The organism is Paenibacillus sp. GCM10027628 (genome assembly GCF_042676385.1).
In the GTDB taxonomy this organism is placed as follows: Bacteria; Bacillota; Bacilli; order Paenibacillales; family NBRC-103111; genus Paenibacillus_E.
Map to the genome: position 1 here is coordinate 55,857 of NZ_JBHTHA010000002.1, position 24,699 is coordinate 80,555.

Annotated in this window: 26 protein-coding genes; 7 read left to right on the forward strand and 19 right to left on the reverse strand. The window is 44.5% G+C overall.

Going from position 1 to position 24,699, the window contains the following annotated elements:
* Nucleotides 1-256 precede the first annotated feature (256 nt).
* From ACFQZT_RS01495 to ACFQZT_RS01540, 10 genes are all read right to left on the reverse strand, one after another.
* Entirely contained in the window at nucleotides 257-1,519 is a 1,263-nt protein-coding gene (locus ACFQZT_RS01495; RefSeq protein ID WP_379295853.1) for an adenosylhomocysteinase, read from the reverse strand.
* 13 nt (nucleotides 1,520-1,532) lie between these two features.
* On the reverse strand, nucleotides 1,533-3,167 hold the full coding sequence (gene bshC, locus ACFQZT_RS01500; protein WP_379295855.1) for a bacillithiol biosynthesis cysteine-adding enzyme BshC: 1,635 nt from the start codon (nucleotides 3,165-3,167) through the stop codon (nucleotides 1,533-1,535).
* Nucleotides 3,168-3,323: 156 nt separating this feature from the next.
* Nucleotides 3,324-4,280, reverse strand: coding sequence for an ABC transporter ATP-binding protein (locus ACFQZT_RS01505; protein ID WP_379295857.1), 957 nt, complete (start codon nucleotides 4,278-4,280; stop codon nucleotides 3,324-3,326).
* Entirely contained in the window at nucleotides 4,273-5,310 is a 1,038-nt protein-coding gene (locus ACFQZT_RS01510; RefSeq protein WP_379295859.1) for an ABC transporter ATP-binding protein, read from the reverse strand. Before ACFQZT_RS01510 ends, ACFQZT_RS01505 begins: the two co-directional genes overlap by 8 nt.
* A 13-nt stretch (nucleotides 5,311-5,323) precedes the next feature.
* Nucleotides 5,324-6,256 carry an ABC transporter permease gene (locus tag ACFQZT_RS01515; RefSeq protein ID WP_379297890.1) on the reverse strand — a complete coding sequence of 311 codons (933 nt, stop codon included), beginning with the start codon at nucleotides 6,254-6,256 and terminating at the stop codon, nucleotides 5,324-5,326.
* Nucleotides 6,257-6,259: 3 nt separating this feature from the next.
* Complete coding sequence (locus ACFQZT_RS01520) at nucleotides 6,260-7,207, reverse strand: ABC transporter permease (RefSeq protein ID WP_379295861.1); 948 nt, start codon at nucleotides 7,205-7,207, stop codon at nucleotides 6,260-6,262.
* 107 nt (nucleotides 7,208-7,314) lie between these two features.
* Nucleotides 7,315-9,000: a peptide ABC transporter substrate-binding protein gene (locus ACFQZT_RS01525; protein WP_379295863.1), complete on the reverse strand. Its 1,686-nt coding sequence runs from the start codon at nucleotides 8,998-9,000 to the stop codon at nucleotides 7,315-7,317.
* A gap of 380 nt (nucleotides 9,001-9,380) precedes the next feature.
* Nucleotides 9,381-9,779, reverse strand: a complete 399-nt coding sequence (locus tag ACFQZT_RS01530) for a DUF3397 domain-containing protein (protein ID WP_379295865.1) — start codon at nucleotides 9,777-9,779, stop codon at nucleotides 9,381-9,383.
* A gap of 15 nt (nucleotides 9,780-9,794) precedes the next feature.
* Nucleotides 9,795-10,730: a ketopantoate reductase family protein gene (locus ACFQZT_RS01535; RefSeq protein ID WP_379295867.1), complete on the reverse strand. Its 936-nt coding sequence runs from the start codon at nucleotides 10,728-10,730 to the stop codon at nucleotides 9,795-9,797.
* Nucleotides 10,731-10,891: 161 nt separating this feature from the next.
* Entirely contained in the window at nucleotides 10,892-11,542 is a 651-nt protein-coding gene (locus tag ACFQZT_RS01540; protein WP_379295869.1) for an RsfA family transcriptional regulator, read from the reverse strand.
* A gap of 304 nt (nucleotides 11,543-11,846) precedes the next feature.
* Between ACFQZT_RS01540 and ACFQZT_RS01545 the strand changes: the two genes are divergently transcribed.
* A complete protein-coding gene (locus tag ACFQZT_RS01545) occupies nucleotides 11,847-12,077 on the forward strand; it encodes a DUF2626 domain-containing protein (protein ID WP_147949813.1) in 231 nt (76 codons plus the stop codon).
* Nucleotides 12,078-12,134: 57 nt separating this feature from the next.
* Here the strand turns inward: ACFQZT_RS01545 and ACFQZT_RS01550 are convergent, their stop codons facing one another.
* Nucleotides 12,135-13,259 carry a class I SAM-dependent methyltransferase gene (locus ACFQZT_RS01550; protein ID WP_379295871.1) on the reverse strand — a complete coding sequence of 375 codons (1,125 nt, stop codon included), beginning with the start codon at nucleotides 13,257-13,259 and terminating at the stop codon, nucleotides 12,135-12,137.
* An 88-nt stretch (nucleotides 13,260-13,347) separates the two neighbouring features.
* On the opposite strand from ACFQZT_RS01550, the gene ACFQZT_RS01555 reads away from it, so the two are divergent.
* The 3 genes from ACFQZT_RS01555 to ACFQZT_RS01565 all read left to right on the forward strand — a co-directional run bounded on the left by ACFQZT_RS01555 (nucleotide 13,348) and on the right by ACFQZT_RS01565 (nucleotide 16,049).
* Entirely contained in the window at nucleotides 13,348-14,316 is a 969-nt protein-coding gene (locus ACFQZT_RS01555; protein WP_379295873.1) for a hypothetical protein, read from the forward strand.
* 101 nt (nucleotides 14,317-14,417) lie between these two features.
* Nucleotides 14,418-15,515, forward strand: coding sequence for a coiled-coil domain-containing protein (locus tag ACFQZT_RS01560; RefSeq protein ID WP_379295875.1), 1,098 nt, complete (start codon nucleotides 14,418-14,420; stop codon nucleotides 15,513-15,515).
* A gap of 45 nt (nucleotides 15,516-15,560) precedes the next feature.
* Nucleotides 15,561-16,049, forward strand: a complete 489-nt coding sequence (locus ACFQZT_RS01565; protein ID WP_379295877.1) for a hypothetical protein — start codon at nucleotides 15,561-15,563, stop codon at nucleotides 16,047-16,049.
* A gap of 58 nt (nucleotides 16,050-16,107) precedes the next feature.
* Here the strand turns inward: ACFQZT_RS01565 and ACFQZT_RS01570 are convergent, their stop codons facing one another.
* The gene (locus ACFQZT_RS01570; protein WP_379295879.1) at nucleotides 16,108-17,439 is read right to left on the reverse strand and encodes a PhoH family protein; all 1,332 of its coding nucleotides are present in this window, start codon (nucleotides 17,437-17,439) and stop codon (nucleotides 16,108-16,110) included.
* 125 nt (nucleotides 17,440-17,564) lie between these two features.
* On the opposite strand from ACFQZT_RS01570, the gene ACFQZT_RS01575 reads away from it, so the two are divergent.
* Nucleotides 17,565-18,095, forward strand: a complete 531-nt coding sequence (locus ACFQZT_RS01575; RefSeq protein WP_379295881.1) for a YhcN/YlaJ family sporulation lipoprotein — start codon at nucleotides 17,565-17,567, stop codon at nucleotides 18,093-18,095.
* Here ACFQZT_RS01575 and ACFQZT_RS01580 read toward each other — a convergent pair.
* From ACFQZT_RS01580 to ACFQZT_RS01605, 6 genes are all read right to left on the reverse strand, one after another.
* Nucleotides 18,007-18,513 carry a PNPOx family protein gene (locus tag ACFQZT_RS01580; protein WP_379295883.1) on the reverse strand — a complete coding sequence of 169 codons (507 nt, stop codon included), beginning with the start codon at nucleotides 18,511-18,513 and terminating at the stop codon, nucleotides 18,007-18,009. The genes ACFQZT_RS01575 and ACFQZT_RS01580 overlap by 89 nt on opposite strands.
* Nucleotides 18,514-18,694: 181 nt before the next feature.
* Complete coding sequence (locus ACFQZT_RS01585) at nucleotides 18,695-18,976, reverse strand: hypothetical protein (RefSeq protein WP_379295885.1); 282 nt, start codon at nucleotides 18,974-18,976, stop codon at nucleotides 18,695-18,697.
* Nucleotide 18,977: 1 nt separating this feature from the next.
* A complete protein-coding gene (locus tag ACFQZT_RS01590; RefSeq protein WP_379295887.1) occupies nucleotides 18,978-19,418 on the reverse strand; it encodes a hypothetical protein in 441 nt (146 codons plus the stop codon).
* A gap of 20 nt (nucleotides 19,419-19,438) precedes the next feature.
* The gene (locus ACFQZT_RS01595; protein WP_379295889.1) at nucleotides 19,439-19,720 is read right to left on the reverse strand and encodes a YlaH-like family protein; all 282 of its coding nucleotides are present in this window, start codon (nucleotides 19,718-19,720) and stop codon (nucleotides 19,439-19,441) included.
* Nucleotides 19,721-19,832: 112 nt separating this feature from the next.
* Nucleotides 19,833-21,674, reverse strand: a complete 1,842-nt coding sequence (typA, locus tag ACFQZT_RS01600) for a translational GTPase TypA (protein WP_379295891.1) — start codon at nucleotides 21,672-21,674, stop codon at nucleotides 19,833-19,835.
* 164 nt (nucleotides 21,675-21,838) lie between these two features.
* A complete protein-coding gene (locus tag ACFQZT_RS01605) occupies nucleotides 21,839-22,321 on the reverse strand; it encodes a LiaF transmembrane domain-containing protein (protein WP_379295893.1) in 483 nt (160 codons plus the stop codon).
* A 288-nt stretch (nucleotides 22,322-22,609) separates the two neighbouring features.
* Here ACFQZT_RS01605 and ACFQZT_RS01610 point away from each other — a divergent pair, with 288 nt between their 5' ends.
* Together ACFQZT_RS01610 and ACFQZT_RS01615 are read left to right on the forward strand one after the other, a co-directional pair.
* Nucleotides 22,610-23,821, forward strand: coding sequence for an MFS transporter (locus ACFQZT_RS01610; RefSeq protein ID WP_379295895.1), 1,212 nt, complete (start codon nucleotides 22,610-22,612; stop codon nucleotides 23,819-23,821).
* Between the two features lie 4 nt (nucleotides 23,822-23,825).
* Nucleotides 23,826-23,990 carry a hypothetical protein gene (locus tag ACFQZT_RS01615; protein ID WP_379295897.1) on the forward strand — a complete coding sequence of 55 codons (165 nt, stop codon included), beginning with the start codon at nucleotides 23,826-23,828 and terminating at the stop codon, nucleotides 23,988-23,990.
* 15 nt (nucleotides 23,991-24,005) lie between these two features.
* Here ACFQZT_RS01615 and ACFQZT_RS01620 read toward each other — a convergent pair whose 3' ends face one another.
* A complete protein-coding gene (locus ACFQZT_RS01620) occupies nucleotides 24,006-24,686 on the reverse strand; it encodes a TerC family protein (RefSeq protein ID WP_379295899.1) in 681 nt (226 codons plus the stop codon).
* Nucleotides 24,687-24,699: the final 13 nt, after the last annotated feature.

Below are 24,699 nucleotides of genomic sequence, written 5' to 3' on the forward strand. Positions count from 1 at the left end.
ATCCTTTTTTTGTACCCCCAGCATATTGCCCAGCTCCTCGCTACCAAATATAGGTTACACACCCTATTAACGGATGCAGTGCAAAGAAGGTTGCACCTATGCGTGAGCTATTGAGGGTATTAGCAAAAGCTCCGCCAACTTTGCTGCCGGAGCTATATTCCTATTGGAATTCTGCTGTACATTTTCCAATAGAAACTCGCAACAAAAAAAGGCTTGGAAGGAACCGCATCGTTCCTTCAAGCCTTTTCTCATTGTTTTAATGCTCAGCCCAGCTGTCCAAATAAGATTTCTGCTCTTCCGTCAAAGCATCGATACTAGTGCCAAGCGACTCCAGTTTGAATCTGGCCACTCTTTCATCCAACTCGTAAGGCACATTTACAACCTTGTTGCCGATGTTTTTGTACTGTTCGTTGACAAATTTCAGAGACATCGCTTGCAGGGCAAACGTCATATCCATAATCTCAGCCGGATGACCGTCTCCCGCAGCAAGGTTCACAAGTCTGCCTTCAGCCAAAATGAAGAATTTGCGACCATCGGCCAATTGGTATTCCTCAATATTGCGGCGCACCGTCCGTTTGGATACCGACATGGCTTCAAGTTCAGGCTTATTCACTTCAACGTCAAAGTGACCCGCATTGGAAAGAATAGCGCCGTCTTTCATCACTTTATAATGCTCACCGCGGATCACATCACGGTTACCCGTTACTGTTACGAAGAAATCACCCAACTTTGCAGCTTCTATCATTGGCATAACTGCAAAACCATCCATGTATGCTTCCACAGCTTTAATCGCATCAATTTCCGTTACAATGACATTTGCCCCTAAACCTTTGGCCCGCATCGCAACCCCTTTACCGCACCAGCCATAACCGACTACAACAACAGTTTTGCCTGCTACGACTAGGTTCGTCGTACGATTAATTCCATCCCAAACAGATTGGCCCGTACCATAACGGTTATCGAATAAGTATTTACAGAATGCGTCGTTCACGGCTACCATCGGGAATTGCAGCTGATCATCTTTTTCCATGGCCTTCAAACGCAAAATCCCGGTAGTCGTCTCTTCAGCCCCGCCTCTTACGTTTACAAGCAGATCCTTACGCTCGGAATGTAAAATCGTGACCAAATCGCCGCCATCATCAATAATCAAATCAGGCTTGGATTCAAGCGACTTAATTAAAAGCTCCTTGTACTCCTGAGGACTTGGATTGTATTTGGCAAATACCGTGATTCCATCCTCCACAAGTGCCGCGCAAACATCGTCTTGTGTGGAGAGCGGGTTACTCCCGGTTATGGTAACTTCCGCGCCGCCGGCTTTAACAACTTTAGCCAGATATGCGGTTTTTGCTTCCAAATGCAATGAAATCGTGACTTTCAACCCTTTAAAAGGCTGTTCTTTCTCAAATTGCTCGCGAATGCGGTTTAATACCGGCATGTGCGACTGAACCCAATCAATTTTCAAATGGCCATCCGGAGCCAAGCTCATATCGGTCACAATACTTTTATCCACTGTATTCAATTACAAATCCCTCCTATAAATAATAAATCCGATGCATACCATCAACTGGAATTGGCATTTCGATCAACGAAGATAGCCAACCATTCCCATAACGGTTGATATAAGCACACCCATTATACACTCTTTCTTGTGGCTTAGCCAATGGCATGATCGTATGTCGAATACGTTCGAGCTGGCGTAATGCAGAATCAAACTGAGTCCGATAAGCATCGGAGGCTTTATTCTCAAGAAACTCAATCTGTTCAACGATTTTCGCAAAATTCGTTTCCCCGAGCTTTTTCACACCGGGATTTATGGCCGCAAGCGACTCAACAAGAGGGGCGTAGCTGGCGCGGAACTCATCTTTTACAGCGTCGAAGCGTTCTGAAAGCTTTAAAGTATCTTGTGCATCCAGCCATTCTTGCTTCTTCTGATCAAATCGTTCAAGCACATCCTCCAGGGTCAGTCCATATTTGTTCATGTGCTTATGTACGGTTCCCTCGATCAATGTAAACTCCAAGCGCGGTGCGATAATAGGCATTTTCATCCCCAAATGCTCAAAGGCGACTTTCGTTTGCGCCCAGTAGGCAATCTCACCGGGACCTAATACCGCGGCCAGTACAGGGAACAAAAACTCTTGCATCAAAGGCCGAGTCATCACGTTATTGCTCAGTTGTTCCGGCGAGGTTAAAGCCAGGTCTCGAAGCTTCTCGCGCGTATACGTAAAGTCTTTCTTTTTATCAGTAAATAAATCGCCTTCCCGGTGCAGCAGCAGCCGCTGCCCTCCTGCAAATATGAACAGATTTGCACTATCCTCTGCAACATCAGCCTGTGCCTTGTAACCTGCAGCTTCGACATCATCGCGTCCTCGAACGAATGCGGCGTTTAGAAGCTCGTTTTCCGCTACAAGCCGCTCAAACATGGAGGCCTCCAATTGCCGGAGTTCCGGATCGTCGGAGTCGATCAATACAAGACCATACTCACCAAACAAAGCAGCCATCCATCTGGCGAATGCATCCGATAATGTGCTTGCTCCTTCTGCTGTTTGCCGGAGCTTGGCAAGGAGAGAAGCTTTAAATTCCGTATCCATCAGCGATTGATCCAGAGCTTCCATCGCTTCTTTCCAAGCCTCTGGACTTAGCGGAAGCTTGCTGATCGAGGTACGCTGCCCTGTTGGGTGGTCAACTTTTATCTTTTCAACCTGCTGTGCTCCCGATAAAGCATAAATGTGGTTTACTTCATCATAATCATGATCTTCGCCGGCTATCCAGAAAACGGGTATGACCGGCCGCTGCAATTTCTCGCTCCATTGACGCGCTAGTTGTATAATGGTGATCGCCTTGTACAGAACTAGCAATGGACCCCCAAAGAGACCTGCCTGCTGTCCCCCAACAATCGTCAAAGCTTTTTCGTCATGCAGGGACGAAATATTCGCCAATGCTTCCGGAGAGTTGCTAATTCTCTGATTATATCCGGTTAAAACTTGAACTAAACGAGTACGATCTGCCCGTGGCGCTTTGGTTTCATTTGTTAACCAAATTGCACGATCCTCCCAATCATCCGAGTTCCGATAATGATATGGGAACAAATTCTTGACCAAGTCTTTCTCCATGATGTAATCTTCGGCAAGAATCTGACTTTTCTTCCAGTGAAATGTTTCCATTTGCATAAATGGCGATGTCTCCTCTTTATCCCAAATAAAAGACGTTCTTCTTTCTGATTGTACACGTATGACCGACAATCGTCAAAACTGTATTTTTTTCAATTACATTTGTTGATCTGAACACGACGAAAAGCCGCCCCTCTCGGGACGGCTCTGCAATCATTAGTACAAGTGGCAAGCTACGAAGTGACCTGGCTCTACTTCTTTCGTTGCCGGCATCGAAGCTGCGCATTCCGGCATTGCCTTCGGGCAACGCGTACGGAACGGGCATCCGCTTGGCGGATTCAATGGGCTCGGTACATCGCCCTGGAGAATGATGCGCTCACGCGTACGTTCCACTTCCGGATCCGGAATCGGAATCGCGGAAAGCAATGATTGCGTATACGGATGCATCGGTTTTGCATAGAGATCGTCGGACGTAGTTACCTCTACAAGGTTACCTAAATACATAACACCGATACGATCAGAAATATGCTTCACCATCGCGAGGTCATGCGCAATGAACAAGTAAGTCAAACCGCGTTCTTTTTGCAGACGTTTGAACAAGTTCACGACTTGCGCCTGTACGGACACGTCCAGCGCGGAAATCGGCTCGTCCGCAATGATGAATTGCGGTTCGATCGCAAGGGCGCGGGCAATCCCGATACGCTGACGTTGACCGCCTGAGAACTCATGCGGGAAACGGTTCGCGTGCTCGTCGTTCAAGCCGACTGCGCGAAGCAATTCCATAACTTTCTCTTTACGCTGCGCGCCTTTGTATAGACCATGAATGTCAATACCTTCGGCAATGATGTTTCCAACGGTCATACGCGGGTTTAACGATGCGTAAGGGTCTTGGAACACCATTTGCATATTACGGTTAAATTCCTTCAACTTCTTGCCTTTCAATTGGTGAACATCCTCACCATTAAAAAGCACTTCGCCTTCTGTTGCATCGTACAGCTTAATAATCGTTCTTCCTGCCGTCGATTTACCACAGCCGGATTCGCCTACGAGACCAAACGTCTCGCCGCGGTTGATTTCTATGGAGAAGTTGTCAACGGCCTTCAACACTCTGCCGCCGCCAAGATTAAAGTGTTTCTTCATATTGCGAATTTGCAAAATAGGTTGTTTAGACATGTTGATTACCCCCCACTCCTACAGGACGTTCAACTTTTGGAGCATCCGGATGCAAAAGCCAGCAAGCCGCACTGTGCGTTTCGGACAGCTTCGTATGCTCAGGATCCTCTTCCAAGCAATGATTCATTGCATATGGACATCTCGCTGCGAATGCACAACCTTTAGGAGGCGCAAACAGATCCGGCGGTGTGCCTGGAATCGGAATCAATTCTTCGTCACCGTTCGTATCAAGACGCGGAACCGAGCGCAGCAATCCCCATGTATAAGGATGATCCGGTTTGTAGAAAATTTCATCTACAGTTCCTTGTTCAACTATTTTTCCAGCGTACATGACGACTACGCGCTGTGCCATATCAGCAACAACACCCAGGTCATGCGTAATCAAAATAATGGATGATTCCGTTTTCTCCGAAATGGTTTTCATCAAATCAATGATTTGCGCTTGAATCGTCACGTCGAGAGCTGTTGTCGGCTCATCCGCGATAAGAAGCTTCGGTGAACAAGCAAGTGCGATTGCAATCATAACACGCTGACGCATACCACCGGAAAGTTCATGCGGATACTGATGAATACGTCCCTCAGGACTATTGATACCAACAAGCTTCAGAATCTCAATCGCACGTTCAGTTGCCTCTTTTTTGCTCAACCCTTCATGCTTGATCAGACCTTCGGTGATTTGTTCGCCGATTTTCATCGTTGGATTCAGCGATGTCATCGGATCTTGGAAAATCATACCCATCTCAGAGCCGCGAATTTTCTCCATTTGCTTATTCGACAATTTCGTAATATCCGTTTTGCCGTCAAATAAGATAGAACCGCTTTTTATATAGCTAGGCGGAGTAGGAATTAAGCGCATGAGCGTCTGCGCGGTAACGGATTTCCCGCAGCCGGATTCTCCTACAATCGCCAATACTTCACCTTTTTTCAAAGAAAAATTTACGCCGCGTACGGCTTGAACTTCTCCCGCATACGTACGGAAAGAAACTTTCAAATCTTTAACTTCCAGCAAATTGTTGTTGGTGCTCATCATTATTCACCCCTTCTTACTTGCGCATTTTTGGATCAAGCGCATCGCGAAGCCCATCGCCCAACAAGTTAAAGCTTAATAGAATTAAGCTGAAAATAATAGTAGGGAAAATAAGGCGATGCGGATACAAACGAATATAGTTCGCGCCGTCAGACAGCAAGTTACCAAGCGATGCAAGCGGCGGTTTAATTCCAAGACCGATGAAGCTTAGGAAGGCTTCAGTAAAGATCGCGGTTGGTACAACAAATGTGATTTGTACGATAATGATACCAAGAGCATTAGGAATCAAACTGCGCAAAATAATTCTCATGGCAGAGGATCCAAGCGTACGGGAAGCCAGTACGAATTCCTGCTCTTTCAAAGTCAACATTTGTCCGCGGACCAAACGCGCCATTGGAACCCAACCCGTTAAGCTGTAAGCCAGAATAATGGTTGGAATACCAGGGCCGATAACCATGATGAGAAGAATGGCAATCAACAGATAAGGAATGGAGTAAATAATCTCAATTGCACGCTGCATAACCTCATCGACTTTACCGCCGTAGTAAGCTGAAATGCCACCGTAAATAACGCCGATGATCAAATCAATAATTGCGGCAACAATCCCGATAAACAGCGATATACGAGTCCCCCACCAAACGCGAGTCCATAAGTCACGGCCGAAATCATCGGTACCGAACCAATGCTCACCGGATGGGGATTGGTTTTTAATTTTCAAGTTTTGCGTCTGATAATCATAGCTAGAGATGAAAGGTACAACAATTGCCAATACCAACAAAACAACCAGTATAATTAAGCCAGCCATAGCCAGTCTATTTTTCTTAAGTCGTCTCCATGCGTCCTGCCAATAATTGAGCGAAGGTCTTACAATTCTTTCGCTGGTTAAAGATGCGCTTGAAACGGGAGCAAACTTATTGTTGTTCTCAGTTGATTGCGAATTAGTTTGCATCATTTATTTCCCGCCTTTCCCAAGACGAATTCTAGGATCGATAAAACCATACAGTACGTCCGTTATGAAGATTACTAGAATAAGAATACTTGAATAGAAAATTGTTAATCCAGAGATCATGGTAAAATCATTGGAATAAACCGAAGATACAAAGTGCTTACCCAAACCTGGAACAGAGAAGATTTGTTCAACAACGAGTGTACCCGTGATTACGTTTACAAATATTGGTCCGATAATCGTAATAACCGGTAATATTGCATTACGGATCGTATGTTTTACGACAACCGTGAAATTGCTAAGACCTTTTGCTTTCGCCGTCTTGATATAATCCTGATTCAATACGTCAAGCATCGATGTTCGCATTAAGCGGGCCAAAATCGCTATAGTACCAAAAGAGAGCGCTATTGCAGGCAATACTCGATATTGAGTACCTGTCAATAAAGTTCCTTTCCATAAACCTGCAGGAAGAATGCCCCATTTAACGCCAATGTAGTATGACAACAAAGGTCCAAGAACAAAGGAAGGAATAGAAACCCCAACAACTGCAATGAACATGGCTGTATAGTCACCAGCTTTATTATGTTTCAACGCTGCTATAATTCCTAATGTTAAACCCACGATAATAGCAATGACGATAGCGATCAAACCAAGTTCAAGAGATGAAGGAAATGCTTGTTTAATAATATCAGTTACTTTGTGAGCAGGGAATTGAAAGGAAGCTCCTAGATCGCCATGGATGATATTGTTCATGAATGTCAGGTATTGCTCCCATAATGGCTTATCTAATCCGTATTGCTTCAACAACATTGCTTTCGTTTCTTTCGGAATCCGTTCAGAGCCTTCTCCCAGCGGATCTCCAGGTAAGTTTTTCATCAACACGAATGTAAATGTTGCGATGAGCCATAACGTAATAAGCGCATATAAGAGACGGCGAAGAATGAACTTAACCATAGTGCTCCTCCTTATATTAGTATAATAGCCAAGAAATTTAGAAGAGGCCGCTCCCACGAGGTGCGAACGGCCTCTTCTCATGAAGTGTGTTGTATTCGACTTCGTTATTACTTAACGGAAGCCCATTTCAGTTCCCACTCAGGACCGAAGGAAGGAAGAATCAATCCATCGATATTAGGCTTTTTCACGTAAGCGCGAGTACGGAAGTAAAGTGGAGCAACGCCTTGATCATCCATCAGGATTTTCTCAGCTTCTACCATTGCTTTAGCACGTTTGGACGCGTCAACCTCTGTTTGTGCTTGTTTAATCAAAGCGTCGTATTGAGGATTGCTGTAGTCGCCTTCATCAAACTCTCCGCCAGTGATCCACATATCAAGGAATGTCATTGGATCGTTGTAGTCAGCACCCCAAAGTGAAAGAGCGATGTCGAAATCATGCTTGGAAGAAAGCTCGATACGCAGAGCATGCGGAACCGGGTTCGCTTCAGCTTCGTATCCAAGGTTTTGCTTCCATTGAGCAAGAATGAACTCAAGGGATTTTTTCGCAGTTTCCGTATCGTCTGCGTTGATTTTCATTTTTGGAAGAGCAGTTAATCCAGCTTCTTTCAAACCTTCATCAAGCAATTGTTTTGCTTTAGCCGCGTCGAATTTCGGTTGTGTTTCGCCTGCAGATTTACGGAAATCGCCACCCGCACCATCAGCAGTACCGTCAGGTACAAGACCAGTAGAAGCAACGGAACCATTAGCAAGTACAGTATCTACATATGCTTGGCGATCGATCGCCATTCCAAGCGCTTGACGAATTTTTTTGTTAGCAAGAGCCGGTTGTTTTTTCGTTTGGTACATGAGGTAAGAGTTTGTTAACTCTCTTTTCGGTAAATTATCCGGTTTTCCTGCATATAACTTCAATTGGTCGCCTTTAATTTCAGTCAAGTCAGCAGCGTCTGTCTCATAAAGGTTCAAACCGGTGTTTGTATCTTTTACGATATTGATTGTCGCTTTAGTCAACTTAACGTTGGCTGCATCCCAGTACTTATCGTTTTTAACAAGTTCAAGCGATTGTTGGTGTTCCCATTTGGAAAGGATAAATGGACCTGCACCGATCACTTTGTCGGCATCCGCGCCGTTCTTGTCGCCATTCTTCGTAGTGATGTCTTCTCTTTGCGGGAAGAACGCAAGGAATCCAAGCAACTGAGTGAAGAATGCAATTGGTTTTTCTAATTTAATTTCAAGTTGCTTATCGCTAATCGCTTTAACGCCAAGAGCGTCTTGTGCTTTTTTAACTTCATCAGGAGTTTTAGCTTTAGTTACTGCCTCACCACCTTTGAGCCATGCTACCATGAAGCTATATTGAGCTTTCGTAGCAGGATCAAGTGTACGTTTGAAGGAATATACGAAATCTTGAGCTTTCACCGGTTGACCGTCGGACCAAGTTGCGTTGTCACGAATGTCGATTGTGTAAGTCAGACCGTCTGCTGAAATTTTCGGGAAATCTTTTGCAAGTGCAGGAGTAGCTTTACCATCTTTGTCAGTACGGTACAAACCTTCACTTACAGCATTAAGAATTGTGGAAACAGCGTTTGCTGTCGATTTCGATACATCCAATACTGGTGGTTCTGCAGTGAAGTTGATTTTAAGTTCTTGCGGTTTGTTAGAAGCCGCTGGTGCAGCTGTACCTTTAGTATCCCCAGTTGGTGATGTAGCCGGTGTTTCCCCGCTTTTCGCGCAACCAATTGCAACACTTCCCATAAGTGTAAGTGCTACCGCTGTTGAAACCCACTTTGTCGCTTTCATAAAACTCCTCCTTTAAAATTATGTATGTCTAATTTATGGTCAGGTGTTATTTAGTAGTTTTATTGACATAAACTTAACACCGAAAACCCAAAGGCAAAACATAAAACCGTTTTGATGTTACATTATCTAACAAATTTCTCTGGTAAAAAAAATTACTAGTGTATACGCAAGGAATTATAACATATTGCAAAATAATGTCCAGCCTTTATTTACCTTTGTTAAATTAAATATGAACAAAAGAAAAGGCTCTCACGGTTTTTAATTATACAACCAACGGTCAATAAAATCTATATGATTTTCTTTGTTATTTTCTACAATTCTAAAAAAAATATTACAAAGGAACTACTTTTTTCGAAAAATGTAAGCACTTTCTTGAATGGTTATGTCGAAAAAATAAAGTTTTTTCCGATATTCAACAGGAAGAGAACGATGTATAACGCAGAAAGTCCTAAGAAACTTAACCTCCATACGACACGGCTTACTTTTAACAATTCGGTCTTCCCTTTCAAGTGGGTTTGATATCCGCCAATCATTCCAAATGCAATGAGCAGAACCAGCATAATCAGCCAGAAACCAAACTTGGACTGAAATAATTGATTCCACATCAAAGAAACCGAGCCGATCAAAAATACAGTAGTGATATCCATCGTCAGTCTTGTCGTTATTTTCTTGTCTCTCATGAAAAAGAACACCAAAAACCATAGCACTATAAAAGTAATAAAAGGAGCAACTGCAAAAATAGCATAAACGGTTGAAAAGAAGTTCGCCACGACGCTCATAAACAAATCACCTACTTATTCAAGGGCTTTCACGAAACGATAGACGGTTTGGTTCACAGCAAGCTCCAGGTTCAATTCTTTGGCGATACGCAACAAGCTGCCATTCATGCTGTCAATTTCCGTGCCCTTGGCTTGCATAAGATCCTGCAGCATCGAGGAATGATTCTGAGCGGTCGCTTTACAAACATGAAGCAGCGTCTCCCACAAATCATCAGGTAAAACGATGCCTCTGCCAGCGGCGACGAGCATCGCCTCTTCGTAAAGCTCACGCATGAGCGTAAGAGCCCAAGGAGACTCCAACAATTCTCCGTTTCTCATGCGCAAAATTGCGGTAAGCGGATTGATCACTGCATTCATGATCAACTTACTCCAAATCCGTACTTTCATCTCATTCGACAAAGCCGCTTCAAATCCTGCCTTCTTTAGTAAATCCCGCAAGAAAATTTGCGAAGAATGGGATGGTCCGCCTGTTTGAACTGCAGAACCTAAATAAGTCATACCATGGCCGGTGTGAGTGACTGCGACCGAGCCTTCTTTTCTTGCAGCCTCTGTTGTTACAGCAAGAAGAAGCCTGTTTGAACCCACAGTGTTCATCAGTTTTTCTTCATGCCCTATACCATTCTGGAAACAGACTACGATGGTACTATCTGACATATAGTTTTTCAAATGTGTGATGAATGTATCATGAATCGCAGTTTGTTTGACCATAACAAAAAGAAAATCCGGATATATTTCGTCCATACAAACCTCATCGAAGCTTAGGAGCTGCATGCCTCTCCCTTCCGGATTCGTTAGATTTATTTTGATGCCGTCCAGTTTAATGCCTTGCTCTCGAAGCTCCTGAGCTTGCTCTCTTGATTTTGTTACAATTGTGAGATGATCACATACCGGAAAAAGTTTGGCTGCAAATAACAAGCCTAATGAGCCTGCACCTACTATCATTATGCGCATTTATATAAGTTCCTCTCTTCACGACCGACGGTTCTTTTTGCTGGAACTTTATTATACCATTATGCCAATCTAAAGGATAAAGCTTATTCCGATAACGAAAAAGAAAGCTCCGGCTTGAAGGTCCCCCTTTGCCGAAGCTTTCTTTACTATTTGTGAAATTGTTAGTCTACTCTTTCTAAATTTCCGTTAGCATCCATCTTGAAGCGCGGCTTGCCTTCTTCTTCCTCTTCAACAAGGAAAGCTAATTTTCTGGCACGATCCATGATCTGGATTAGTGCTTTATAATCATCATTAACTACGCGATAGTCCGTTTCCACTTCATTAACTTGCTTGTTCAGCTTATCATTCTCTCGGCCAAGCCTATCTAGTTCGTCTTCCTTGTCCTGCAATTCTTTCTCCAAGTTTTTGATATGCCTGTTCATATCTTGATACGTATTTCTCCATTGGCGAAGAAAACGAATCACGGCATCAATCGAAAGCGTTTCCTCTGTAAAAGACTCCGTTTTGCTCGAGCTCAGTTCTGAAGGTTCGATCATGGCGATGGAAGAGCTGGAAATGCTCACCGCCGCATGTTTTTTGAGCTGCGTTCGCTTTTGTCGCTGAGCTTTTGCTATTTGAATGGCGGCTTCATACTTCTTTCTGACAAAACTATTCCAACGGAAACCGCATGCGGCCGCTGTACGGCCAATTCGTTCGCCCACTTCTTCAAATGCGGATAATTGTGTGCTGCCTTCTCTTATGTGACGCAGCGTCACCTCCGCCAAAATCAAATCGTCTTCATCGCTCCAAGCATCTTGTCTAATTGCCGACATAAGGTCAATCCTCCTATGCATCTAATAAAGAGAATCAATTCGTAGGGAGTTGGGGTAAATTGATTCGTGCCATTATTACTATTTCTATGCCCATACTAGAGTTCATAGAATCTATTTGATACTAAATGGTATTGCCATTTTTTTTGACACTCATACATGGAGTCCCGATAAAATGGAATACTACGCTTATACGATGAAATGTTTTTAATTTCGTCACCTTTTGACGGTTTACACTGTTCTGATCAAAAGGTATAATGTGATGTAGTAAAAGTGCAACGTGGTATGAGAGGGGGATGTAACGAGAATGGATCGCATGTTTCGGGTTCTAGGTTTTTGGACACTTGTAATCGCATTGATGAGCTTAGCTGGAGATATGATTCCAATGTCCCTGATTTTCTTTTTCCAAACAGCCGTATTCGTCATTCTGGGCTATATGCGCTTGTCAGAACGTACTTACATATTGTTGTTCTGGGGATATATGATTATTTCCTTCGGCGGTTTTACGTATTGGTCATTTTTCAAAATGTCCGTATAAACCAGTCTCAATGAACAACAAACAACAAAAAGGTGATCCGACTGTTCAGCAGTCGGGTCACCTTTTTTTCTTTGCGATGAGCACTTTAAACAGTTCACTCATTTGATCGCTCAGCAGCAGCTGACGAATGGCTCGGTTTCTTTTCGAAACATCACTGAAAGGATTGGGATCAAAGTGGTCTTGAAGCTTTAGTAAAATCCCTTGTTCCACCAGGAATTCTCTTTGTGTTTGAAGCGTGCAGGAAGTGAAGCCGCCCCGCTCTGCAGCATCGATACAAGACGTGAAATTCACATGTGATGTAATGTCCTGCTCACCTTGTGCGATTAGGAGATTATCGTGAGCCTGATGCTTGCGATAACACATCAACGTTCCTCGATGACGATGTGCAGCGTAGAGTTCTTTTTCGCAATCACCATAATCAATAATGATACAGCATCCGCTTTTCACCTGCTTGGCAACCGCATCTATCCAGGTTTCCGCGGCTAGATTCACTTCTGCGATTTGGCCCTCTGTCCATTGAACTTTTAGACGATCGATAAAGTCTAATAAAGGCTCATCTTTTAGCGGAAGCCAATGTTCCTCAAAACGTTCTTCCTTCTCGTTCCATGAGATAAATGACTCTTGAAATTTGAGGTCCAGATATCGAATCCTGTGCACGGGAAATGCATCCAGCAACTCATTCGCCAGAACATAGACATTATCGTGGGTCCCGCTTGCATACCATTCACTGTCATTCATAAATTGAATTCGTTCCGTATGCGCCACGAGCGTTTGACGCTGTAATTCGCGATGAAAGCCGCTCGATTCTATGATCGTATATGACAAGCGAGAATAAAGAGCTGGGGCTGCTTGTTTGATTTCATCCAGAATGTGAAGGGCTAAACGGCCATTACCTCCTCCCCATTCAACCAGATGAATAGTTTCTCGCGAAGGTACTGCAAGATCAACTTGCCGGCAAATAAAAGCCGCCACCATCTCGCCCATAACGGATCCGATCGAGGAGCTGGTATAAAAATCCCCGCCTTTGCCAATTTTCAAATTCGTATTCCGGTAGTAGCCTCCAGGCTCGCTATATAAACATATATCCATATAATCGCGAAACGATATGAATCGCGTCTCGCTTTGGCGAATAGCCTTCTTCAAGGCATTTACGACATCGGGATGTCCTAGCTGTGCAAACAAAATCGCTTCCCCCATTTCTTTACTTGAAGACAAACGAATCGGAAACCTTTATAATGAAGTAGGATTACGGAAGGAGAGACATAAAAGCATGTCCAACAAATGGTTCACCTTAACGGTTGTAGGTGCGATCAGCATCACATCGTTAACAGCATGTACAGACAACACGAAGGTCAAAGAAGCTGCCCTGCAAGCGCTTGACAAGCAAAAAGAAATGAAATCTTATACGTTCGAAGGCAGTACAACTTTAGGCATCAGCGACGCTTTAATGAAGTCAACAAACCCTTTAACGAATGGGTTGCTGTCATTGGTCCGTGAAAGCACGATCGATTGGAAAGGGATCAGCAACATCGACCCGCTCCAATTCCAGACAGATTTGAAAATAACCCCAAAAGGTTCGACTTCACCCTTTGAAATTCCAGTTCTCATTAAAGATAGCAAAATGTATTTTAATATGCCAGCTTTAAATAAAACGCCTGACGAGTACTACGCAATCGATCTTCAGCAAATGAGCCAAAACAGCAAATCGCCGTTGACGCTAGACAGCTTGAAAAACACGTCGCAATTGACGACTTCAATGGCAGGATTGATTTTTAGCGGCACGGATGCTAGATGGTATAAACAAGAGAAAGATCCCGTTAAACTCAAAGATGGATCAACCGCCACTTCGATCAATTTGGAAGTGACGAACAAAAATGAAAAAGAAATTAACACGATCCTTCAAACCAAAATGCCTGAACTCATCAATATACTTCAAACGAATGGACTCGTTACCGCTGACAAAGCCGAACAGATGAAGAAGGCTCAAGCGAATGTGGTCCAAATCCATGCTCCGAGTAAACTGAGCCTCGCGATAGATACTCAAGGCTTTATCCGCGACGAATCCATGGATTTAAACTTCTCTGCAGCAGCGGCGGATGGCAAATCGGCCGATAATCACATCACATTGCACCAAACTTACGATGCGATTAATGCAGCAACCGCATTAACGAAAGAAGTTCCCAAGAACGTAAAAAATTTCGATGACATTCTTAAACTCATTGCACCTGCAAAAAAATAGATTCAGTCTTTTCATACTTACCTCTTCCCCGGGGTAAGTATTTTTTTGTGCTTCATTTAATAGAAATATGATAATCTGTTCACAGGGGGAGCGTTCGTTAGATGAAATATAAAATTGCAGCCATACTGATGTCGGCTTTATTGATTCATTCCAGCTTATTTCCAGTCTATACAGCCCTTGCTGAAGAACACGCGAATTCACCCGATGAAACGAAGCAACTCGTGCAAAAAGGGCTTACCATTTATGAAATTGATAAAGAAGTTGCCCGTTTAAATGAACAGGATGCCAAAATCGTCGTTCAAATCAAACAAAATGAACGCGATGTCGACAAACAAAACAAGGAAGTTGAGAATACAAGAAAGCATGCCGGCAAAGTGCTGCGCGCTTATTACACCGGAGATCGGGATTCCATCTGGATGCTGATGTTCTCTATCAGCTCATTTGCCGATGCGTTAAAAATGTTCGAATATTTACAAATGATTGTTAACAATGACCATAGGGCATTAGCCAGCTTTACCGAGTCGTTCAAAAAACTGAAAGCATTGCGCGGTGAACTAGAGACTTCGCGAGGCGAGCTGCAGAAGACGAAGGATAATTATTTATTACAGCGAGAACGCCTCGTAAAACTTCAGGAAGAGTTGGATAAACAATTAGCAGTTAGCGTACAAGCGGCAGCCATCCAAGAGCAAATCAAAAGCTTAAACAATCAATGGAAAGACCAAGGCATTCCGCTGTTCCGCGAATATTTAAACAATCTATCCTCGGCATTCAAAGAACTGCCGCAATATGTCACTGATGGAAGCAATAAATATCTGGACTTATCCAATATCAAAAATCCGGTTATTACGATTACTGACACTGATTTTAATACATACCTTCATACGAAAAACGAACTTCTGCAAAATTTGAATTTTGAATTTACAGAAGATAAGATTATTGCCAAGGGAAAAAAAGGTGATGTTAGTATTGTGCTACAAGGATCGTTTGTTTTGAAGGAAAACCCTGATATGAATGAAGTCCGATTTATCGTGAATCAACTCGAATTTAATGGGTTTCAGCTTCCGGATACGACGATTGAAGACTTCATGAAAGAATTTAAATTAGGTTTCGTTCCGAGGAAAATGGTCAACTATTTGGATGTTGTTGGCGTCGAGATGAAAAAAGGCACAGCGATAGTGAAGCTTAAACTCACACTTTAGCAACGCTTAAGTACGATATTTCAACCAAAAGCGAGGAAAACGTATATGATACCAAAGATTGGACTATTGATGGATTTGCCCGATAACAAAATTCCCGGCTTTTATGCACAAATCGTAAAGGCTTTGGCTGGAAAAGTTCAGTTATTCGACAGAGACAAAGAGATGCTGATCGTCAGCGATGAGCTGCAGCAGAAAGCTGTCCTTGAAATCATGGACCACTACAAAATAGAATCGGAGATCATGCCGCTTCGCCTACTACCGGATGATGCGGAATTAACCGACTTATTTAGCGATTACGGCTTCATCAGCCGTTCAGACAACCCTTATCTCTACGAAAAGCTAATCTGCTCATTTCGCTTCACATCGACAAGTGACCGCGCTGAAATGCAACAAGCGCTTTTGCAGATGGAAGAGCATATTATAGCCAGGTACAACGAACAAGGACGCGAGGCATATGTCACTGACCGTCAATTGGAAGAGCTTATGCACGGCATTGCGAGAGCGTACAAATGCCAGATTGAAGTTATCGTTTAAGCAGCCCAAATTTGGAAAGCCCCCATCCCAACAATAATAGGGATGAGGGCTTTCTTCTTTAAAGCAGATCGGCAGCTAGCTGTGCCAAATGGGATCGTTCTCCGCGTTCAAGTGTAATATGACCGCTTATGCCTTCCTGTTTGAAACGTTCCACCACATAGGTGAGGCCGTTGCTGGACGCATCGAGATACGGATGGTCGATTTGTTCCGGGTCACCTAACAGCACGATTTTACTGCCTTCCCCTACGCGAGAGACGATTGTCTTCACCTCATGCTTGGAGAGATTCTGAGCCTCATCGATAATGATGAATTGGCCTGGAATCGAGCGTCCGCGAATGTAAGTCAGGGCTTCAACTTGAATGCTGCCGAGTCCGGCAAGCACTTTATCGATGTCACCCGGTTTTTTCGTATCGAATAAAAACTCCAAATTATCATAGATCGGCTGCATCCAAGGCCGCAGCTTTTCGTCTTTTTCCCCAGGGAGATACCCGATATCTTTGCCCATCGGAACGACCGGCCGTGCGATAAGCAGCTTCTTATACTTCCGTTCATCTTCAATTTTCATGAGCCCTGCCGCCAGCGTTAACAACGTTTTCCCTGTTCCCGCCTTCCCTGTCAAGGTGACGAGCGGAACCTCGTCATTGAGCAGAAGCTCAAGCGCCATGCGCTGCTGAGCGTTGCGGGCCGCGATGCCCCAAATTGGTTCATTGCTCATAAACAACGGTTCGAGCTTTTTGCCTTCGGCATTCACTTTCAGAAGTGCCGATTTGGAAGTGCCTAGCTCATCCCGCAATATAACGAACTCATGCGGGTGAAGCATATAGCCTAAATTAAGCGAATTCACGCTCAAGTAACGATAAGAATAAAATTCATCGATAATGGAAGGGTGTACATGCAATGTTAAATATCCTGTATACATGTCGGTTTGGGCAACGATCCGATCCGTTAAATAATCTTGAGCCGTTAATCCTAACACATCCGCTTTAATCCGTACCAATGTATCTTTGCTGACAATAACGACAGGTCTTGGGAGGTCATTCGCTTGTTCTTCCAAATGATAATTCAGCGCTACAGCAAGAATCCGATTATCATTGGTAAGTTCGGCAAAGGTTTCTTGCAGCTTGGCAAAGCTGCGATGATTTAACTCCACTTTAATGCTGCCGCCTTGTTCAAGTGTAATGCCATCAGACAAAGTTCCCTTTGCCCGAAGCCCGTCAAGCAGTCTAGATACATGTCTCGCATTTCGGCCAATCTCGTCGGCATTTCGTTTTTTCGAATCGATTTCCTCCAACACCACGGCGGGTATAACCACTTCATTATCTTCGAAAGCGAATAATGCATTAGGGTCCTGAAGCAGCACATTGGTATCTAACACGTAAATTTTTTTCATTGTGTGTCCCCTCCCGGATTTGGCGTTAGATCTAGATTCATACATACAACCTAGCTGTATAGGACAAACTAAACGCGAGATTCAAGGAAAAGAAAGGATCGATTCTAGTGAGACTAATCTGCCTGATGTTGCTGGTGCTATCCCTTGCTGCCGGCTGTAGTCAAGCGCCTAAAAATGGTGCTGCCCCCCCTCAAGATCCAACTAACAATCAGATTAAAGTTCAACAAATCGCGCCGCAAAAGTTAGAAATCAAAGATTCCAAAGCGGTTGCAGATCGATTGGAGCAGCTGGCCACCAGCATTCCTGAGGTCGAAAGCGCGCATTGCGTTGTCTTCGGTAATACCGCTGTCGTCGGCATCAATATTAAAAAGGAATTAGACCGGGCCAAAGTCGGCACTGTGAAGTATTCGGTTGCAGAGGCACTGAAAAAAGATCCCTACGGTGTCAATGCCGTCGTTACAGCTGATATGGACTTAGATCAACGCTTGCGCAACATTCGTGATAATGTAAGAGCTGGAAGACCAATAACCGGATTTGCCGAGCAAATGGCGGATATCGTAGGACGCATCATGCCACAGCTGCCGCGGGATATTCGTAATCCACCGGTAAATCAAAGGCCCACCGATGCGAATCAAGCCCCAAATCCAAACTTATAAATCGCTGAATACAACAAAAAGCCTGACTGCATACGCAGGTCAAGGCTTTTTTCATCACACCAAACACTTGTCCGTCCAATTTCTCAGTGGCACGGATAGCATAGTTTTTTTCATATTCAGGCTCGGTCACAATACGGGCACCATAAAACATAACGTCTTGAACGGAGCGAATGTCAACGTCGACATACGCCGGCTTAAACGGAACCCCTTTTAAAGAATCCTTCTGAAGATTGGACACGATCCGGGATCGCGCATCAACAGCAAAACGCAGAGTGGCCAGGTCTTTGGCATAAATCCAAGAAATCGCATGCACATTTGGGGCGCCAGTTTCAACATCTAAAGTGCTCAGAAGTAAAAACTTTTCACGCTGAAGGACTGAGTACAACTGCTCCGGTAAAGCTGTGATGAGTTCAGCCATGTCGTTTGCGCCTCCTACAAGGTGGTGAGAAACGATTCTTACGCTTTCAGTATAGCATAGCCGGTGGCGAGCCTACCACCATTATGTATCTATTTTTCGTTCCATTCCAACACTCCTTTAACACCCAGATATACCCTATTGTACGTCGGATAGAAAAAGTTATGTCGCGAAACGAAAAGTGTTATTGGTTATTATATTTTGGATTGGAGTTGATATCCTCCAGCAGCTTCTCGGCTGATTCACGATCAAACTGCTGTTTCTTGCTTATCCCTTCTTGCTCATATGCAATGAAAATAGCAGGAGAATCCCCTTGATCCATAATATGAAAGTTGCTTACTAAATGATCCTCTTCAAGGATTACAGCAAAAAAATCACGGGTTTCACGGGCAGCTTCATCATCAGGCCTCGCTTCCGCCACGATGTGCATTTGAAGCCAGTTAAACAATGCATCCTGAAGCTTCACGTCAGACCCCATCCTCTCTCAACAAAATAACGTCCCAGCCGCTTTTCAGCCATGCCATCCATTGCTGTTTCCACAACTGCTGTTTGTCAAATGGAGCCTCCAAGTAAGCAAGGTCCATGGTTGAAACCATCTGCAGGACTTCAGGCACATTTAAAAGACGATCCAGAAAAGCTTCGGCGCAATGTGACAAATAATATGGATTTCCATCGAATACAACATCGTCAGCCTCAGACAAATCCAATTCGATAAATTCAGAACCGCATAGCTCTTCGTCATCACTTAAAAGAAGGTTCGATTTAAACATAGGAAGTAATCTCGGATGCAGCATATGTGCTGTATCACGAAAGTGATCAAGAACTTCCAGCGGATCGCAACAAATCCGATCAGCCCCAAACCGTAATGGCTCCCTGTTTACAATTGGAGTTAACCAATATCTGGTCATCGATGCCTCCTGGCGAATCTTTATTGAGACGGCTTATTCCCGCTTCTTTTTTCTACAAAATAGCGTACGCGAACGAGCAGCATGAGAAATACGGCAACTGCCAAGCTAAGAACAATCGGCAAACCCGCCACTTGGAAAACGAGCAGCATGGCCGATCCGAGCGCCAGCAGCACATAAATGATAAGCGCCTTCAAAACAGGCAGTTTGCGGGTGCGGAACACTTTGTTATATACATAGGTCATGAAAATAAAAATTAATACATATGTCGTGTAAATATGGTTACCAAACCATTCGGTTAACATAGATTCACCTCAATCCAAGTCGAAAAATTAATAAAATAAGCATAGGCAAATACAGGGAAAGGGAAACGAGGCATAGCGCCCACATTTCCCTTTTCTGCTATACAAATGCTGATTAAACGCCGGCTTCGGACATTTTACGATGTTTCTCAGCGCGCTCGCGTTCGCTTTTGTTCAAAATCTTTTTGCGCAAACGAACGGATTTCGGTGTAATTTCACAATACTCGTCGTCGTTCAAATATTCAAGCGCCTGCTCCAAAGAATACAGGCGAGGAGTTTTCATCTTCACAGTCTCTTCTTTGTTCGCAGAACGAATATTGTTCACTGCTTTTTCTTTACAAATGTTAACGATGATGTCATTATCGCGCGTGTGCTCGCCTACGATCATGCCCTCGTACACTTCCGTTTGAGGATGTACAAACAAAATACCGCGGTCTTCAACGGAGAGGATACCGTAAAGGGTCGATACGCCCGTCTCACTGGATACAAGCACGCCTTCATGACGTCCGCCGACGCCTGCGCCTTGGTAAGGACCGTAGCTGTCGAAAGCATGGTTCATAATGCCGTAACCGCGAGTCAACGTCAAGAAGTTCGTACGGTAACCGATCAATCCGCGGGCAGGAATCAAGAATTCCAAACGAACATTGCCGCTGCCGTTGTTGATCATATTGACCATCTCAGCTTTACGTGATCCCAAGCTTTCCATGACGGAACCCATGCTGTCTTCCGGTACGTCAATAATCAGACGCTCGATCGGCTCCATCTTTTGGCCATCAATCACACGGATGATAACTTCCGGTTTGGATACTTGCATTTCGAAGCCTTCGCGGCGCATATTCTCGATCAGGATACCGAGGTGAAGCTCACCACGACCGGAAACGATGAATGCATCAGGACTGTCAGTGTCTTCTACGCGCAAGCTCACATCTGTTTCCAGCTCTTTATATAGACGCTCACGAAGTTTACGGGATGTCACCCATTTGCCTTCGCGTCCGGCAAACGGACTATTGTTCACGAGGAACGTCATTTGCAGCGTCGGCTCATCGATTTTTAGAACCGGCAGCGCCTCAGGGTGAGCAGGATCTGCTACCGTTTCGCCGATATTGATATCTTTAATACCGGAGATGGCAATGATATCGCCAGCCGCAGCTTCTTCAATTTCAATACGTTTCAAGCCGGTGAAACCGAACAATTTCTCGATTCTCGCTTGTTTTGTAGCCCCTTCGCGTGTCATCACAGCTACGGTTTGACCGGCGCGAATTTTACCGCGGTTGACACGGCCTACACCGATACGGCCCAGGTATTCGTTGTAATCCATCAAAGTAACGAGGAATTGAAGCGGCTTTTCAACATCCTCAGTTGGTGCTGGAATATGGTTTACGATTGTTTCATAGATCGCATGCATGTTCTCATCTTGCTTTTCAGGATCCAAGCTTGATGTTCCTTGAAGCGCAGATGCGTATACAACGTGGAAATCAAGCTGCTCGTCAGTCGCGCCAAGTTCGATGAACAAGTCCAGAACTTCGTCTACTACTTCAGCAGGACGTGCGTTAGGACGGTCAATCTTGTTAACGACAACGACCGGAGACAGGTTTTGCTCCAGCGCTTTACGAAGTACGAACTTCGTTTGCGGCATTGTACCTTCGAAAGCGTCGACAACGAGCAGAACGCCGTCAACCATTTTCATAATCCGTTCAACCTCGCCGCCAAAGTCGGCATGCCCTGGTGTATCTACAATATTAATCAAGTAATCTTTATAGGAAATAGCTGTATTTTTGGCCAAAATGGTAATTCCGCGTTCTCTTTCGAGATCGTTGGAGTCCATCGCTCTCTCTTGGATCGCTTCGTTCTCCCGGAACGTACCGGATTGTTGTAGCAGCTTATCTACGAGCGTTGTTTTCCCGTGGTCAACGTGCGCGATGATCGCGATATTGCGAATCTTGTCTCTTGCGTGCATGAATGTCAAACCCTCTCTACCCTATAATTTTCGTCTCTGTTCATAAAAGAAGCGTCGGACAAAAGCGCCGACGCTTGACATTTATACTTATTATACGCATATTCTCGACATTATGCAAGGTAAATCCCCTCGAACACAAAACATTTACAAGACAGACAAGCAGCTCACCACGATCTTGGCCGGCGGAAAATCAAGACAACGCCAGCTAAAACAAGCAATAACGCGATCACATAAATGCCAAGCTTGAACAAAAGAGTCATTCCAAAAAATACCGCAGCAATAATGCCCAAAACCATTGCGCCAATCAAAACGCCACGATCGCTGTTGTGATCAAATAGATGAAGCTCATATAAACCGACAGCCACTCCCAAAATAAACCCCGGCCATAAATAGCTCATTGAACTCCAGCCAAAGATGTTGCAATAGAAAAACATCAACGCGTACGTAGTTAGTATGCCTCCCGGTACAAGCACACCTGCAGGCAGCGTGCGATTAAAGAAAAGGAAATGGAACAGAAGTCCCGGAATCAGCAAAACGAGCGGCCAAAAGAAAGAAGCGATAAAATGAAAAACACCCAGCTTGCCCAGCAGTAAAACCACGGCCACGGCGATTAACAGAATCCCAATGGAGTAGCTATTTCTAGCCAAACGAATCCCTCCCAATTCATTGTCGACGGGGTATCCGGTTCGACACCCTTCTACAAATAGTGTATCGCACCTTGGATAAAATTGCTAGGCGATGCGTACGCTTATTTGCGCCGATATGTGAAAGCGAGAACCACAGCCCGCCTAGTGACGCGAATTGCATGTAAGCTCACCTTTTTCTGTACAGGTTGTTCGTTTACGAACTGCGTTCGAATTCCAAAGCCGGGGCATACTAGCGTATGTCTTCAAGGCATTGTTGCCATCCATTTACATGCCAACCGGGGAGGTATCATGAAACAACCAACTGCCGCAAAGCAGCGGAAGCCGCTTTGGACAAAAGCTTTCTTTCTTACTTCGCTATCCAACTTATTGTTGTTCTTTAGCTTTCAAATGCTGATCCCGACGATTCCAACCCATATCTCGCAACTAGGTGGAAACGAGGTTCAAGTTGGACTTGTCATGGGATTGTTTACGATCTCATCACTGTTAACTCGGCCATTTGCTGGTAAAGCATTGGATCTGCTTGGCCGTAAGCATGTACTGCTTGTCGGGCTGTCTATCTGTGCTTTAACGATAGCCGGGTATTCGTATATGGCCGTTATCACCCTCATCCTTGCTGCACGTTTCGTTCATGGGATCGGTTGGGGGATGTCTACAACATCGTTAGGTACGGTAATTGCTGACATCATACCCGCGGAACGGCGTGGGGAAGGTATGGGTTATTACGGCTTATCGAATACGTTTGCTTTGGCACTCGCCCCATTAACCGGTTTATGGCTAATGAACCGCTATGGCTTTCCGCGCGTACTTCAACTATCTACAGTTTTAGCGCTTCTATCGTTATTGAGTTCATTGTTTATCTCCCATCCGAAGACCCTGTCGTTCGTAAAGTCGGCTCAACGGCCAAAGCTGATAGATCGGTTTTTGGAAAGATCCGCTTTGCTGCCATCCGTCTTACTGCTATGCACAGCCGTTTGTTACGGAGGCATCGTCACGTTTATCACACTGTTTGGCCGTGAAGCCGGCATTTCGAATGTCGGTTGGTTTTTTCTGTGCAATGCATCCATGGTACTTATCGTACGCCCTGTTACTGGCTTGCTATTTGATCGCAAAGGACCGGAATGGGTACTTTTGCCCGGCGCTTTTTTTACAATTGCGGGATTGCTGTTATTATCCTATGCACATTCTGAGCTTAGTTTGGCTGTGGCTGCTTTATGCTATGGCGTAGGCTTCGGCTCGTTGCAACCCGCACTGCAAGCATGGACTATTTCCCGGTCCGCCCCCAATCGCAAGGGAGCCGCGAGTGGAACCTTTTTCTCCGCCAATGATCTGGGAATCGGTATGGGCGCTATGGTTTTGGGTGCTTTCGCTAATTATTTCGGAAGCTACGCGGTCATGTATCGGTTCTCAGTGGTGCTTATGGTCGTATTCTTGCTTATTTACGTATGGTGTCTCTGGCAGACCAAGCGAGATGTGCGCTTGATCGGCAGGGCTTCGAACTAGCGGAATGAAAGAAATGATTCCATTCCAAGCCGATCTGACAGCCATGGCAATATTCCGCTGCGCCGAAGCTCCCCGAAAACAAAATCTTCCACCAGCCAGCATGCACCATGTCATGAAATTTTTTGGAACAAAACAGAAAAACCGCCAAGCTGATGATTCATCAACTTGACGGTTCCCATCTGATCTATTGATTTCGAGTCTTTAATCTAAAGGTGCGCGCCCACTTTACGGTAAATCCGATAGCAATAACGAGTACGGTTGTGGCGATTGGAATCCAAACATGAAGGAACTCGTGCTCGATGAGGAACCAGTCGATCATTTTTTCATCCTTGACGAACATTTCCCCCGCTGTATAACCTAATATGCCCGACCCGATATAAACAAGAATCGGAAATTTATGAAGCAGGTTCATAACTAAGGTGCTCCCCCAGATAATGATGGGGATGCTGAGTCCAATACCGAGAATGATGACCGTATTGTTTCCGTTCCCTTTGGCGGCGATCGCCAGAACATTGTCCAAACTCATGACGAAGTCGGCAACAATAATGGTCCAGATCGCCTTACCAAGCGAGGTTGCTTCTTTGATATTCGTATGACTATCGTCGTCGGTCAGCAATTTAATCGCAATCCAAAACAATAGCACAGAACCTGCAGCTTGGATAAATGGAATATCCAACAAACTCACGGCAATCAAGGTAAGAACCAAACGCAGCGCGATCGCGCCGAATGCCCCCCACCAAATCGCCTTTTTACGCTCTGCAATCGGCAAGTTTTTACTTGCAAGCGCAATAACAACAGCATTATCACCGCTTAATACGATATTGATTAACATAATTTGCAAAAACAAAATGAGCGCGTCTAACATCCTTCATACCTCC